Here is a 14280-nt window from a genome sequence, read left to right on the forward strand (position 1 = left end):
GGTCTCATCGGGCCACCTGCCGACGGTCGCCGACCACTGCCAGGTAGGCGTCTTCGAGGTCGGGCCGGATCGCCACGGCGTCGAGCGCGGGCGGGTCGGGGGAGAGCAGCCGGAGTCGCACACCCTCTGCCGTGCGCACCATTCGGCTGACCGTGTGCCGCGCCTGCACCGCGCCGAGTACTGACGGCGGGACAACCAACTCCCACACCTGGCCGTCCACGGCTCGCAGCAGCTCCTCGGGACTCCCTCGCCGCAGAACACGGCCGCCCGCCACGATGGCGATGTCACCGGCCATCGACTCGATATCGGAGACGATGTGGGTGGACAGCAGCACGAGCCGGTCGGCGGCCAGCTCGGCGAGCAGGTTGCGGAACCTCACCCGCTCCTCCGGGTCGAGGCCGGCGGTGGGCTCGTCGATGATCAGCACTCGGGGATCGGCCAGCAGCGTCTGCGCGATGCCCACCCGGCGCAGCATGCCGCCGGAGTAGCCGCCGAGCGGGCGCTTGACCGCCTCGGTGAGGTTCATCAGCGTCAGCAGCTCGTCGATGCGGGCTCGAGCCGGCCGTGGCGGGAGTCCTTTGACTGCCGCAAGGTAGGACAGGAACTCTCGGGCGGTCAGGTGGGGATAGACACCGAAGTCTTGAGGGAGATAGCCGAGGCGGCGACGGAGCACGTCGGGACGGGCGACGACATCCGTGCCCTCGAACAGAACCTGGCCGGTGGTCGGCCTCGTGACCGTGGCGGCCACCCGCATGAGGGAGGACTTCCCGGCGCCGTTCGGCCCCAGCAACCCGACCACGCCGGGGCCCAGGCTCATGGACACGCCATCGACGGCACGCTTGCCGCCCCGGTACACCTTGGTGACATCGATCAGCTCGAACATCAGGACGCCTTCCGTACCTGAGCCTTGCGGCCCTCGCCCGCAGCCGCGTCAACGGCGCGCTTGCTGGCTGGATCGCTGCGTAAGGCCGGACGGCCGGGTGCGGCGCTGACCCGATAGGTCTCCGGGCCGGCCGGCAGCACAACGTCGACGGAGCCGCCGGCGCGGGCCTTCACCCGGCGTGGCGGGCTGGCAAAACGCAAATGAACCCCGCCGTCGCGCGACGAGACCTCCACGTCGCGCGAACGGGCGTCGGTGACGTCGGCGTTCAGTCCCGCGTCGAGCCTGAGTGGGCCGGCCGGGCTCTCGACCCGCAGCCACGAGTCGGACACTGTCGCGGTGAGCGCGGCGCCGAGACCCACGGCGCGGACGGGCGAGTCGCTGGTCACCGTGACGGCGACCCCGGACGGCACCGCCACGACATGACGGCCGCCGCAGTCAGGCACGAAGCCGCTGCACGTGACGCGCAGCCGGAGAATGCCCTCGCTGAGCGACCAGGAGGCATTGCCCTCGACGGTCGCCTTGCCGGTCAGTGACCGCTGCACCACGACGGCGTCGCCCGTGCCGGCGACCAGCCGCAGGTCGCCGCCGTCGTTGTCGATGACCAGCCGCCCGCCGGACAGCGCGAACTCGTGCCGGTCTTCACTCGTCTCGTCGACGGCACTCAGGTCGGTGCACCCGGCGAGGAACGCCAGCAGGAGCAGTGGGATCAGAGGCGTGAGTCGCATGTGCTCACCCGATCATCGGGCGGGCATGCCGGGCACTACGGCCAGGCACCGTAAAAGAGTATGCCTAGCCATACCGCGCGTCGGCCGGCCGAGAACTACCGTGGGCCAAATGTCGACGCCGCACACCGCGCTGGAAGCGGTCACCCGCCGCCGATTCCTGGTGTCCGCGTGGCCGTGGCGAGCCTTTGCCTACCTGTTGACCACCGGCCCGGTGGTGGCCGTGGTCGCCGTTCCGATGGTGCTGCTCGGCCTGCCGTGGGCCATCCTGCTGCGGCGGGTCGTCACCTGGCACGATCCTCCGCTCGTCGAGCTGGCCTTCCTACTACTGGGTGGCAGCCTGCTGATTGCCGGGCTCGGCCCGCTGGTGGCGGTGCCCACGGCCGCTGTCGAGCGCCGCCGCCTGGGCTTGATCGACACCCGGCCAACTCGGTCGGGCCACCGTCCCGTGCCGGCCTCACAGCCTCTCGGATGGCTGCGGGCCCGCTACACCGAGGCCGCCACCTGGCGCGCCCTCTGCTACGCGGTCCTGCTGGTCGGCGCCGTGCCGATCTGGTACGGCACGGTGCTGATCCTTCTGGTCGTGATCGCGGTAGCGGTGGCCGGCCCCTTCCTGGTCGACGGACACAGCGCGGTCTCGCTCGGCCTCGGCACGGTGACGACGGTCAGCGAGGCTCTTCCGTGGGCCCTGTTCGGGGTCGCGCTGCTGCCCGCCGTGCCCTACCTGCTGGCGGCCACCGCCGGCGCGCACGCCGCCGCGGCGAGGCTGCTGCTGTCCGCTCCCGCCGACACCGATCTGCGAGCCGAGCTGACCGCCGTGGCGCGGTCCCGGGTCCGGCTCGTCGACGCGTTCGAGGCCGAGCGCCGCCGCATCGAGCGCGATCTGCACGACGGGGCTCAGCAACGGCTGGTCAGCCTGACCCTGCAACTCGGGCTTGCTCGCGTCGACCTGCCCGACGACTCGCCCGCCGGTCAGGCCGTCGCGGGTGCGCACGAGCAGGCGAAGTTGCTCATGGCTGAGCTGCGCGAGCTCATACACGGCATCAGGCCCCAGACCCTGACCGAGCTCGGGCTGCCCGGCGCATTGCGGGAGTTGGCCGATCAGGCGCCCATCCCGGTGCGGGTCCGTGCCGACGTGCCCGCCCGGCCGCCACCCGGCGTCGAGTCGGTGGCCTACTTCGTGGCTGCGGAGGCGCTCACCAATGTGTTCAAGCACAGCCGGGCCACGACGGCCACCGTGACGGCGGTCGCGGAGGACGGTGTCCTGATCGTCGAGGTTCTCGACGACGGCCAGGGCGGGGCCGATCCGGCACGCGGCACCGGGCTGACCGGCCTGGCCGACCGAGTGGCGGTCGCGGACGGGCGCATGTTGCTGTCGAGCCCGCTGGGCGGGCCGACCCTGATTCGGGTGGAGATCCCTTGTCGACCGATCGACCGATTCGAGTAGTCCTCGCCGAGGACGGTGTGCTCCTGCGTGAAGGGCTGACCGGGCTGATGGGCCGGTTCGGTTTCGATGTGGTGGCTGCCGTCGGCGACGCGGACGCACTGCGTGCCGCTGTTCGCGAGCATCGGCCCGATCTGGTGCTGACCGACATCCGGATGCCGCCGTCCTTCACCGACGAGGGGCTTCGGGCGGCGGTCGAGCTGCGACGTGAGCATCCTGGATTGGCGGTGGTGGCCTTGAGTCAGTTCGTGCAGCAGGGTTACGCGGCCGACCTGCTCGACTCGCACGGTGGGCGCGGCGTGGGATATCTCCTCAAGGACCGGGTTGTCGACGTCGAGGAATTCGTGGCTGCCGTGCGGCAGGTGGTCGGTGGGGGAACTGTCGTCGACCCGCAGGTGGTGCGGCAGTTGCTGCGCCGCCATCGCGATCCGATCGTTCAGCTCTCGCCGCGGGAACGGGAGGTGCTCGCCCTGATCGCCGAGGGGCAGTCGAATGCCGCCATCGCCCGCACGCTGGTCCTGTCCGATCCGGCTGTCGGCAAGCATGTCGGGAACATCCTCGCCAAACTCGACCTACCGCCCACCGACGACACCAACCGCCGCGTTCTCGCCGTCCTGGCCTATCTTCGCAGCGATTCCACCTCCGGCACGTAGACCACAACCGCACCCGAGGGCCGTGACTCGGGTGACGGAGCCGGGTGGTTAGAAGACTCGGACGGCGGCCTCGGCGGGGGCGGTCAGCAGAGGCTCGATTTCGTCGTCGAGGCGTACCAAGGTCAGGGAGGCTCCGGCCATGTCCAAGGAGGTGCAGTATTCGTTGACGTAGCTTCGGCCGATGGTTATGCCCTGGTCGGCCAAGCGCTGGTGGGCTCGGCGGTAAAGGATGTACAGCTCGCTTATCGGGGTGCCGCCCAGGCCGTTGATCATTAGGGCTACGCGGTCGCCGGATTCGTAGGGGAGGTCGGGGACTACGGCGTCCAGCATGTCGTCGACTATCTGGTCGGCTGAGGTCAGCTTGCGGCGTTCGCGGCCTGGTTCGCCGTGGATGCCTACGCCGAACTCGATCTCGTCGGCGCCCAGCTCGAACAAGGGGGAGCCCTTGGCGGGTGGGGTGCAGGCGGTCAAGGCCACGCCCATGGTTCGGGTGAGGTCGTTGACCTTGCGGCCTATGCGGAGCAGGTCATCTATGGAGGCGCCTTGTTCGGCGGCGGCGCCTACGGCCTTGATGACGAAGAAGTTGCCGGCGACGCCTCGGCGGCCGACCGTGTAGAGGGAGTCCTGGACGGCCACGTCGTCGTTGATCGTGAGGATTTCGCAGCGTACGCCGTCGGCCTCGGCCATTTCCTTGCCCATGTCGAAGGCCATGCGGTCGCCGGTGTAGTTGTTGACCAGGAGGAGGACGCCCTTGGGAGAAGCCAGCAGTTTGGCCGTCTCGTAGACGTAGTCCATCGGTGGGGCGGCGAACACGTCGCCGGGGCAGGCTGCGTCGAGCATTCCCTTGCCTACTGCCATGACGTGGGCCGGTTCGTGGCCGGAGCCGGAGCCCTGGACGATCGATACCTTCGACTCCGACGGGGCGTCGGAGCGCATGATCAGGTTGTAGGCGGGGATGTATCTGAGGGTGCCGGGGTTGGCCAGGGCCACGCCCTCCAGCATCTCCGGGACGTAGCTCTTCGGATCGTTCACGAACTTCTTCACGACGCCGCTCCTTGCTTCCAGGTCTCGCTGATTCGTTCGGCGATGACCGCCACCGCCATGGCGCCGGCGTCGACCGAGCCCCTGCTGCGTTCGCCGGTGTACGCAGCGCGTCCCCGCTTCGCGACCATGCCGCTCGTGGCGTCGGCCGCCTCCCGGGCCGCGGCCGCGGCAGCCCGGAGCGCCTCCTCGGCCGGGGCGCCCTCGCTCACCGAACGGGCGAGGCTGTCCGTCAACGGGACCAAGGCGTCCAGCAATGTCTTGTCGCCTACGTCGGATTGGCCGCGCGCCTTGATCCCCTCGATGGCCGCCCGCAGCATCGCCACCACGACCGGCCCACTCACATCCGAGCGGCCTGCCGCGCCGCCCGCGCCTGCCGCGCCGCCCGCGCTACCCGCGCCGCCTGCGCCTGGCGCGTTGGCTTGGGGCGTTGTGTTGGCTTCGCCGGCTGTGAACGGCTTGTCCTGTGTGGGATTGAGGGATGTGGGGCTGGCTGTGGTCGCCGACCCGGTTGTGGTGGCTGTGCCGGGCGCGTTTGTGGCTGCTGCGGCGCCTGCTCGGATGAAAGCTGTGCCCCATATCGGGCCTGACGTGCCGCCTATGCGTGACGCGATGGTCATTCCCGTGCGCTTGAGGAAGGCGCCGGACGATGAACGGTCCAAGTCGTCCCATGATTCCAGGAGCTTTTCGAAGCCTCGGGCCAAGGAATAGCCGAAGTCGCCGTCGCCTACTACCGAGTCCAGGTCGCCGAAGTATTTTTCGTTCTCTATGGCGGTCTCGGCTATTGTCCGGACTACCCGCTCTGTTTCGGTGATGCTCATTCGGGTCCTCCGGGAAGGCAGGCTTCCAAGTCGTCGAGGGTCAGGAAAGCGGCCGGGTGGGCCTTCGCCCGGTTGGCCAGCACCTCGATCGGCGGGCGGCCCGGGTCGCCCAGCTCCGACACCACCAGCATGGCCTCCGAGAAGTCCTCGTCCCTGGTGTAACCGTTCACTGTCACCAGACACTTGAGGCCCGCGGCGGTTGCGGCCAGCAAACCGTTTCGGGAGTCCTCGACGACCAATGTGTCGGCTGGGGACAGGCCCAGGCTCTTCACCGTCAAGTTGTAGATCGCCGGATCCGGCTTCTTCGCCGGCACTATGTCGCCCGCGAAGACCGGGACCTCGCTGATCAGGGCGCCTATCGCGTTCTCCAGGACCGCCCGCACCGACTCCTCGGCCGACGTCGATGCCACCGCTACCGTCCAGCCCCTGGCCAGGGCCTCGCGGATGATGCGGGCCACGCCGGGGCGGGGCGGAATGCGGCCCTCCGCCACCAACCGCTTGAAGGCCGCCGTCTTCGCCTTGTGCCAGGTCGCCAGCTTCTCCGTACGGTCGGCGTCGCCCACCGCCGCGGCGAATGCCGGGTCGTCGAACAGGCTGGCCATTCTTTCCTTGCCGCCGCCTATTCTCAGCTTCTCTCCGTACTCCTTCTCGCTCCACTGAGCGGGCAGGCCGAACTTCTCGAACGTGGCGTTGAACGCCGGCAGATGGCCGTAGCGTTCCGTGTCGGCCAGGACCCCGTCGCAGTCGAAGACCAACGCCGTCACCATGCCCGGCCCGCCCCTCCGAAGAGCCGGATGTGGTGCCTCGCCATTTCCATCACCGCGGCCCGCTGATGGCGGAACAGCGCCGGCGGATCCCATTTGCCGGACTCCTCGGCCACGCGCAGGTGGGCCAGCGACGACTGCATGTAGCTCTCCTTCAGCGCCGTCGAGATGTTCACCTTCGCGCAGCCCCGGGCGATCAGGTCCGTGAATTGCTCGTCGGACAGTCCCGTGCCGCCGTGCAGGGCCATCGGCACCCCCGTCGCCGCCACCAGGTCGCTCACCCGCTGCGCGTCCAGCGTCGGCGCCTTCTTGTACTGGCCGTGCGCGTTTCCGATCGCCGGGGCGAAACAGTCGACGCCCGTGTTCTTGATGAAGTCGACCGCCACCTCCAGCGACTGGATGCGGGACGCCTCGTCCGAGCCGATGTCGTCCTCGACGCCCTGGATTCCCTCGATCTCGCCCTCGACGTGCGCGCCCGTCCGCCTCGCCTCGGCGACCACCTCCGTGGTCTGCCGCAGGTTCTCCGCCACGTCGAGCTCGTGCGCGTCGAACAGCACCGAGTTCCAGCCTCCGGCCAGGCAATCCGAGATGACTGTACGGTCGGGGCAGTGGTCCAGGTGCAGGGTGACCGGCACGTCGACGTCGCGGGCGAGTGCGTGGAAAATGTCGTGGAGCTGCCTCCGGCCGTACATCAGAACGGTCTTGACCGAGGTTTGCAGGATGACCGGCGCGCGCTCCTCGACGGCCGCCGCGAGCACCGCCTCGATGCTCAGATCGTTGACGATGTTGAAGGCGCCGACCCCGTAACGGCCGGCCAGCGCGCGATCGAGGATCTCTTTCATCGGCACGACGGGCATGAGCCCAGTCAAGCCACCGATCACCCGGTCGCGGTATGGGGTGAATCCCCCACCCAGCCGCTCTCCAAGGCGGTGACCACCGCGGCCGTACGGTTGCGGGTCCCGGTCTTGCGAATGACCGCACCCACGTGCTTCTCGACCGTCTTGGGGGAGAGGCCGAGCCGGGACGCGATCTCGCGGTAGGTCAGGCCCTGCCGCATCAGCTCGAGAACCCCCAGCTCGCGGGTGGTGAAGGGCACCGGCGCGGGCAGGGGAAGACCGGGGCTTTCCCAGCGGGCCGTACGGACGATGGCCGCGGCCGCCGCCTGGGTGAGCATCTCCAGATCGTCCACCTCCCGCGTGGTGAAGGCGGGTGCGAAGGTCACGCTCACCGCGATCACGTCGTCGCGCCACCAGATCGGCACGGCCGCCGCCGACCCGCGCCGCACCCGGTCGGCCGAGACCAGATGACCCGAGCGCAACTGCCCGTACTCGGCGATCACCACCGGCCGCCGGCGGGCGAACGCGCGCCCGGTCGCCCCCTCGTCCAGCGGGAACGTGTCGCCCAGCCGGCAGAACGCCCCGTACTCGGCCGCCTTTGTGTAATGCCCCGAGCCGGCGTCGATCAGCGAGATGCTGCCCGCGGCCGAGCCGGTGAGCCGCGCGCTGTGCCGCAACAGCCGCCGCAGCACAGCCTCGAGCCGCAGGTCGCCGTAGACGTCGGCCACCGCCTCCGCAAGCCGGAACCCCTCGCCGGGAGCCATCTACCGAACGTATGTTCCGCGCGCCCGGATCAAAAGGGCCTGAGCGGCCCGATAACGTGGAACAGCCCCCTCAAGTCGAAGGTTCCCCGCTTTGCTCGAAGACAACGCCGACCTGTACGAGAACGCGCCCTGCGGCAACCTCTCGACCCGGCCGGACGGCACGATCATCAAGGTCAACGCGACACTGCTCGGCTGGCTCGGATATACGCGGGACGAGGTGCTCGGCGGCCGGCGCTTCGGTGACCTGCTCACCGTCGGCGCCCGGATCTACTACGAGACCCACTTCGCGCCGCTGCTGCTCATGCAGGGTGAGATCAGCGGCATCGCGCTCGATCTGCTGGCCAAGGACGGCCGCCGGTTCCCGGTGCTGGTCAGCGCGCTGGTCAAGGACGGCAGCGTCCGTACGATCGTGTTCGACGGCCGGGAGCGGAACGCCTACGAGCAGGAGCTGCTGCACGCCCGCCGGACGGCCGAACGCGAGAGCGACCGCCTGCGCCACCTGGTCGCCGACCTTCAGCGCAGCCTGCTCCCGGCGGTGCTGCCGACCCCTCCCGGACTGCGGACGGCGGCCCATTACCGGATGGCCTCGACCGACGAGGTCGGCGGCGACTTCTACGATCTGTTCCCGCTGAGTGACGGCCGGTGGGGGTTCTTCCTGGGCGACGTGAGCGGCAAGGGCATCGGCGCGGCCGCGGTGACGGCCCTGGCCCGGTACACGCTGCGGGCCGCCGCGGTCTACGACCCGGACCCGGCCGCCGTCCTGCACAACCTCAACCAGGTCCTCTACCAGGAATATCGGGAGGACGCCCGGTACTGCACCGTCGTCTTCGGCATCCTCACCCCGCGGCCGGGCCGGGACGGCTGCGACCTGGTGATCGCCAGCGGCGGCCACCCCGAGCCGGTGGTGCTGCGCGCCGACGGGACGGCGCACAGCCACCCCACCCGGGGGCGGCTGGTCGGCGTGTTCCCCGACTCGGCGTACACCAACACCACGCTGACCTTAGGGCTCGGCGACACCATCGTGCTCTACACCGACGGCATCACGGAGGCGCGGCGGGCCGGTGATCGCTTCGGGGTGGGCGCCGTGACCCGGTTCGCCGACGGTCTGGCCCCGGCCGACGCCGTCAAGGTGGTCGAGGCGTTCATCGGCCTGCTCGACGATTTCGGCGACGGGCTCGAGGACGACACCGCCGTCATGGCGATCGGCGTGCCGGAGCTTTGTGTCCCCTAGCGAAACGGCGTTTCCTAACGATAGGGTGCCGGGATGGCGGTCACTGGCGAGTCCGAGGAGATCAGACAGGTCACCGTCCACGCCGGCCGGCCACCGGTCACCGTCCGGCGCGGCAGCGGCGCTCCCTTCGGATGGTGGCCGGCGATCTGCGTGGCGCTCGTCGCCGCCATCGACCGGATCGAATACAACCTGCTGGCCGGCGCCCTGCCCGCGATCCAGGAGGAGTTCGGCTTCAGCGACAGCGCGGGCGGCGCCATCGCCACCGCCGGAGCGCTCGCCGCGATCATCCTGCTGCTGCCGGCCGGCAAACTCGCCGACACCGGCAAGCGCACGTGGACCATCGCCGCCATCGTCGCGATCTGGGCGCTGCTCACCGTCGGGACGGGGCTCGCCGGCTCGTACGCGACGCTGTTCGCCGTGCGGGTGCTGCTCGGCGCGGCCGGTCAGCTTTACAACCCGCCGTCGTCCAGCCTGCTCGGCGACCTCTACCCCGGTCCGGGACGGGCGCGGGCGTACGGCTACGAGCGGATGGCGTATTTCGCCGGGCTCCCGATCGGTGTCATCGCCGGCGGCGCCCTCGCGCAGACGGTCGGCTGGCGCACCGGCTTTTTCCTGATCGCCGTCCCCGGCGTGATCATCGCGCTTCTGGTGCTCACGGTCCGCGAGCCGGTCCGGGGCGTCGGCGACGAGCTTTCCTTGTGGTACGGCGACACGGCCACCGCCTCGCCCGAGGCGCCGCCACCGGCGCTGCCGATGCGGGAACAGCTGACCATCCTGCTGCGCATCCGCACCCTGCGCTCGGTGATCACCGGCCTGAGCATCCTGTTCTTCGGCCTCGGCGGCCTGTTCTTCTGGATGCCGTCGTTCTACGCCCGCGAGTTCGACCTGCCCGAGGCGTCGGCCGCGGCCGTCGGGGGAGGGGCCGGCCTGGTCGGCATCGTCGCCGGCATCCTGGCCGGCAGCTGGCTCGGCGACCGTCACCACGAGCGGCGGGTGGCGATCGGCGGCTGGTCGCTGCTGGCGGGCACGGTGTTCCTGGCCGGCGCGGTCAGCGTGCCGGTCCTGGTGCCGCAGGCCATCTGCTTCACGCTGGCCAACGCGGGTTTCGCCGGGGCCATCGCGAACCTGACCGCGGCCAACGCCGACGTGGTGGCGGCCCACCGCCGGGGCCTGGGCTTCGCGGTGCTGCAACTGCTGGTCACGCTGGGCGGCGCGCTCGGGCCGTGGCTGATCGGCATCGCCTCCGACGCGACCGGGTCGCTGCGGTGGGCGTACACCGTGGTGCTGTTGCCCTTGATCGTCGGAAGCCTGATCGTCCTGCGCGGGCAGCGCACGTACGGGGAGGATGCGGCCGCCGCCCTCGGCGCCCCACCAGCAGACCGATAAAGTCAGGACCATGGGCGTACGGTTCGAGATCCTCGGCCCGGTCCGCGCCTACCGGGACGCCGCTCCGGTGGATCTCGGACCGGTCAAGCAGCAGGCGCTGCTGGCCATGCTGCTCCTGCGCGAGGGCCGCCCCGCGCCCCTGCCCGAGATCGTGACGGCGTTGTGGAGCGGCGACCCACCCCCGAACGCGACGGAAGCGGTATATCGCTTCATCGGAAACTTGCGCCGAGCCTTGGGCCCGTCCCTGATTGTCCTGACCGAAGCCGGCTACGCCTTGCACCCCGACGAGGGCGCGGTGGACGCCCACGCGTTCCGGGCCGCGGCGACCACCGGCGACACGACCCGAGCGTTGTCACTGTGGCAGGGCGACCCGCTGGCCGGCCTGACCGGCCCGTTCTTCCAGGCGGCCCGCACCCGCCTGGTCGAGGAACGCGCCCGGCTCCCCCTCGACCCCACCCGGGCCGAGCCCGCATCTCCATCACCGGCCCCGTTCCACGCCGGCACCGAGCCCGCGCGTGTCGACCGCACGCGGGTCGAGTTCGCGTCTCCCTCGGCGGATCCCGCTCGTGCGGCCCCCGCTGCCGCGCGTGTCGATCACTCGCACGATGAGCCCGCGCCGGCGGATCCCGCTCGTGCGGCCCCCGCTGCCGCGCGTGTCGATCACCCGCACCATGAGCCCGCGCCGGTGGATCCCGCTCATGCGGCCCCCGCTGCCGCGCGCGTCGATCGCACCCGCGTCCAGCCGTCACCCCCGCGTGTCGAACGCACCCGTGTCGAGTCGGCGGCCCCGCGTGTCGAACGCACCCGCGTCGAGCCCGGGCCGCCACGTGCCGACCCCGCCCGGGTCGAGCCCTCGCCCGTGCGGCGAGCTGGTGAGGGTGAGGACGGGGAATCCCACTACGGCGAGCCGGTCGACCCCTGGGACGGGCACGATCTCTTTCCGCCCGATCCGGGACGGATCATCTGATCTGGTGCGGTTGGCCGTCCCGATGCCCGGCGCACCCGCAACGCCGGGCGGCCATGGTCTTGGCGGCCTCGCCGGTGCCGTCCTTCGATCGGCCGGGCCGGCGCCGCGCGTGGGGGGCGGCTCGGTGGCCGTCGCCGCGGCAGCGAGCTTGTCCGGCGCGACATCGTTGTCAAGCCGAGTTCGATCGGTGATCCTCGTTATTGATCGAGATGAATTACTCTGACTCCCATGAAGAAGCTGGGACATGCCCGTGCGGCGGTCGCGCTGGTGGCCGCCACGATGATCGCAGCTACCGGCTGCGCCAAGAAGGACACCGGTGGCACCACCGAGAGCGGCGTGGCGCTGGTGAAATCCGGCGTGCTGACCACGTGCACGCACCTTCCCTACGCGCCGTTCCAGTCGAAGGACGACACCGGCAAGGTGGTCGGCTTCGACGTCGCGCTGATCGATCTGGTCGCCACGAAGCTCTCCGTGAAGCAGGAGATCGTGGACACGCCGTTCGAGGGCATCAAGTCCGGTGCCGACCTGAACTCGGGCAAGTGCGACGTGGCCGCGGCCGGTATGACGATCACCGACGAGCGCAAGAAGGTGATCGACTTCTCCGATCCGTACTTCGACGCCACCCAGGCCCTGGCCGTGCAGACCGGTAAAGAGGTCAAGACGCTCGAGGAACTGGTCGGCAAGCGGCTCGGTGTGCAGGGCGGCACCACCGGTGAGGAGTACATCAACGCCCAGGTCAAGGAGAAGAGCCTCAAGATCGAGGTGGTCTCCTACAAGGACCTCGCGGCCCTGCAGCAGGCGCTGGCCACCAACCAGGTCGCGGCCGCCGTCAACGACCTGCCGGTCTGGAACGAGTACATCAAGGCCAACCCGGGCAAGGTCGTCGTCGCGGCCGGGTTCGACACCGGCGAGCAGTACGGCTTCGCCGTCAAGAAGGGCAACGCCGAGCTGCTGAAGACCGTGAACGAGGCGCTTGCGGCTGCTCGCAGCGAAGGGTCGTACGACAAGATCTATAAGGAATGGATCGGCGAGAAGCCGGCCAGTTGATGAAACTCAGCCGCCGCCGGCGACAGCGGCTCGTCCGCGTCGCCGGCTACGTCGTCTTCGCCGCGGCCATCCTGATCGTGGTGGCCGCGGCCGACTGGGACCGCCTGGCCGACGCGTTCTTCCGCGGCGACGTCGCCCGCAGCATGTTCCCCGAGGCGATCACCGTCGCCCTCCGGAACACCATTCTTTACACGCTGCTGGCGTTCGTCTTCGGCTTGTCAGTGGGGCTCGTGCTCGCCCTGATGCGCCTCTCGTCGATCCTGCCGTACCGGTGGGCCGCGACGGCGTACATCGAATTGTTCCGTGGTTTGCCCGCCCTGCTCGTCCTCTTCATGGTCGGCTACGGCGTGCCGCTGGCCTTCCCCGACCGGGAGATTCCGGGCGGGGTGTACGGCTCGGTCACCGTCGGCCTCGGCCTGACCGCCGCCGCGTACATGGCCGAGACCATCCGGGCCGGCATTCAAGCCGTACCCAAAGGTCAGCTCGAGGCGGCACGGACCCTGGGAATGTCGCACACCCGCGCGATGATCTCCATCGTGTTGCCGCAGGCCTTCCGCATCGTCATACCACCGCTGACCAACGAGATCATCCTGCTGACCAAGGACACTTCTCTGGTGTACGTCCTGGGCGTCACCCCGGCCACGATCGAACTGACCAAGTTCGCGGGCGACACCCTCAACACCAAGGTCAACCCGACCCCGCTGGTCGTGGCCGGCCTGCTGTACCTGGTGATCACCCTGCCGCTGTCACAGGTCGTCCGCGTGCTGGAGCGCCGGGCCGCGAGGGAGAGGTGACCGACGATGTCCACCATCGAGATCACTGAGCTGCACAAGTCGTTCGGCAAGCTGGAGGTCCTCCGCGGCATCGACCTGAAGGTCGAACCGGGCGAGGTCGTCTGCGTGATCGGCCCGTCCGGCTCGGGCAAGTCCACACTGCTGCGCTGCGTGAACCTGTTGGAGGAGCCCACGTCGGGCTCCATCCGCGTGGCCGGCGTCGAGGTCACCGACCCCGACACCGACATCGACGAGGTACGTCGCGGCATCGGCATGGTCTTCCAGCAGTTCAACCTGTTCGGCCACCTGACGGTCCGCGAGAACGTGACCATCGCCCAGCGCCGGGTCCTCAAGAGAGGCCGCACGGAAGCCAACCGTGTAGCCACGGCGAACCTCGACCGGGTGGGCCTGACCGACAAGGCGGCGTCGTATCCGGCCCAGCTCTCCGGCGGCCAGCAGCAGCGGGTGGCGATAGCGCGGGCCCTGGCCATGGACCCGAAGCTGATGCTGTTCGACGAGCCGACAAGCGCCCTGGACCCCGAACTGGTGGGCGAGGTCCTGGCCGTCATGCGAGGCTTGGCCGCCGACGGCATGACCATGCTGGTGGTGACACACGAGATGGCGTTCGCCCGAGAGGTCGCGTCCCGGGTCGTCTTCATGGACGCCGGCGTGATCGTCGAACAGGGCCCACCGGCCGAGGTGTTCAACAAGCCACGAGAGCCCCGCACGCGAGAGTTCCTCCACCGGGTCCTGGAGCCCACCCGAGTCAGTGAAACCGAGATCGGCGCTCACCTGACGGATTAGTCCTTGCCGAGCAGCGACTTGGCCCAGCGTCTTGAGCCTTCGGCGGCAGCCGCGCGCGGGGATCAGGGGACGTGCTTTGATCGGCTACTGTTCCGGCGCGATCAAGGGAGGCCAGGATCTTCTTCTTCGAGGGTGAGCGCGCCG

15 protein-coding genes are annotated in these 14280 nt (G+C 69.7%); 8 read left to right on the forward strand and 7 right to left on the reverse strand.

The features are described from left to right. Window positions 1-4: 4 nt before the first annotated feature. Window positions 5-883 carry an ABC transporter ATP-binding protein gene (locus ACQP2X_RS14445; RefSeq protein ID WP_498697173.1) on the reverse strand — a complete coding sequence of 293 codons (879 nt, stop codon included), beginning with the start codon at window positions 881-883 and terminating at the stop codon, window positions 5-7. Next, on the reverse strand, window positions 883-1608 hold the full coding sequence (locus ACQP2X_RS14450; protein ID WP_498697174.1) for a hypothetical protein: 726 nt from the start codon (window positions 1606-1608) through the stop codon (window positions 883-885). The genes ACQP2X_RS14445 and ACQP2X_RS14450 overlap by 1 nt, the downstream gene beginning before the upstream one ends. A gap of 109 nt (window positions 1609-1717) precedes the next feature. Here ACQP2X_RS14450 and ACQP2X_RS14455 point away from each other — a divergent pair, with 109 nt between their 5' ends. Together ACQP2X_RS14455 and ACQP2X_RS14460 are read left to right on the forward strand one after the other, a co-directional pair. Next, entirely contained in the window at window positions 1718-3052 is a 1335-nt protein-coding gene (locus ACQP2X_RS14455) for a sensor histidine kinase (RefSeq protein WP_498697176.1), read from the forward strand. 47 nt (window positions 3053-3099) lie between these two features. Further along, window positions 3100-3702: a LuxR C-terminal-related transcriptional regulator gene (locus ACQP2X_RS14460; RefSeq protein ID WP_498700943.1), complete on the forward strand. Its 603-nt coding sequence runs from the start codon at window positions 3100-3102 to the stop codon at window positions 3700-3702. Between the two features lie 48 nt (window positions 3703-3750). On the opposite strand, the gene dhaK is transcribed toward ACQP2X_RS14460, so the two are convergent. Genes dhaK through ACQP2X_RS14485 form a run of 5 tightly spaced genes read right to left on the reverse strand, consistent with a single transcriptional unit; the run spans window position 3751 to window position 7928 of the window. Continuing rightward, complete coding sequence (gene dhaK / locus ACQP2X_RS14465; RefSeq protein ID WP_498697177.1) at window positions 3751-4746, reverse strand: dihydroxyacetone kinase subunit DhaK; 996 nt, start codon at window positions 4744-4746, stop codon at window positions 3751-3753. After that, window positions 4743-5564 carry a DAK2 domain-containing protein gene (locus ACQP2X_RS14470; protein ID WP_498697178.1) on the reverse strand — a complete coding sequence of 274 codons (822 nt, stop codon included), beginning with the start codon at window positions 5562-5564 and terminating at the stop codon, window positions 4743-4745. The genes dhaK and ACQP2X_RS14470 overlap by 4 nt, the downstream gene beginning before the upstream one ends. Beyond that, entirely contained in the window at window positions 5561-6331 is a 771-nt protein-coding gene (locus ACQP2X_RS14475; RefSeq protein ID WP_498697180.1) for an HAD-IA family hydrolase, read from the reverse strand. The genes ACQP2X_RS14470 and ACQP2X_RS14475 overlap by 4 nt, the downstream gene beginning before the upstream one ends. Further along, window positions 6325-7185, reverse strand: coding sequence for a class II fructose-bisphosphate aldolase (locus tag ACQP2X_RS14480; RefSeq protein ID WP_498697182.1), 861 nt, complete (start codon window positions 7183-7185; stop codon window positions 6325-6327). The genes ACQP2X_RS14475 and ACQP2X_RS14480 overlap by 7 nt, the downstream gene beginning before the upstream one ends. Window positions 7186-7205: 20 nt before the next feature. After that, on the reverse strand, window positions 7206-7928 hold the full coding sequence (locus ACQP2X_RS14485; protein ID WP_498697184.1) for a helix-turn-helix transcriptional regulator: 723 nt from the start codon (window positions 7926-7928) through the stop codon (window positions 7206-7208). Between the two features lie 91 nt (window positions 7929-8019). Here ACQP2X_RS14485 and ACQP2X_RS14490 point away from each other — a divergent pair, with 91 nt between their 5' ends. From ACQP2X_RS14490 to ACQP2X_RS14515, 6 genes are all read left to right on the forward strand, one after another. Further along, complete coding sequence (locus tag ACQP2X_RS14490) at window positions 8020-9159, forward strand: SpoIIE family protein phosphatase (protein ID WP_498697187.1); 1140 nt, start codon at window positions 8020-8022, stop codon at window positions 9157-9159. A gap of 33 nt (window positions 9160-9192) precedes the next feature. Continuing rightward, entirely contained in the window at window positions 9193-10545 is a 1353-nt protein-coding gene (locus tag ACQP2X_RS14495; protein WP_498697188.1) for an MFS transporter, read from the forward strand. Window positions 10546-10555: 10 nt separating this feature from the next. Beyond that, the gene (locus ACQP2X_RS14500; protein ID WP_498697191.1) at window positions 10556-11512 is read left to right on the forward strand and encodes an AfsR/SARP family transcriptional regulator; all 957 of its coding nucleotides are present in this window, start codon (window positions 10556-10558) and stop codon (window positions 11510-11512) included. 228 nt (window positions 11513-11740) lie between these two features. Then, entirely contained in the window at window positions 11741-12559 is an 819-nt protein-coding gene (locus tag ACQP2X_RS14505) for a basic amino acid ABC transporter substrate-binding protein (RefSeq protein WP_498697193.1), read from the forward strand. Further along, complete coding sequence (locus ACQP2X_RS14510) at window positions 12559-13353, forward strand: amino acid ABC transporter permease (protein WP_498697195.1); 795 nt, start codon at window positions 12559-12561, stop codon at window positions 13351-13353. Before ACQP2X_RS14505 ends, ACQP2X_RS14510 begins: the two co-directional genes overlap by 1 nt. A 6-nt stretch (window positions 13354-13359) precedes the next feature. After that, the gene (locus ACQP2X_RS14515; protein WP_498697197.1) at window positions 13360-14136 is read left to right on the forward strand and encodes an amino acid ABC transporter ATP-binding protein; all 777 of its coding nucleotides are present in this window, start codon (window positions 13360-13362) and stop codon (window positions 14134-14136) included. Window positions 14137-14280 lie beyond the last annotated feature (144 nt).

The organism is Actinoplanes sp. CA-131856, from assembly GCF_050956135.1.
Lineage (GTDB): Bacteria > Actinomycetota > Actinomycetes > Mycobacteriales > Micromonosporaceae > Actinoplanes.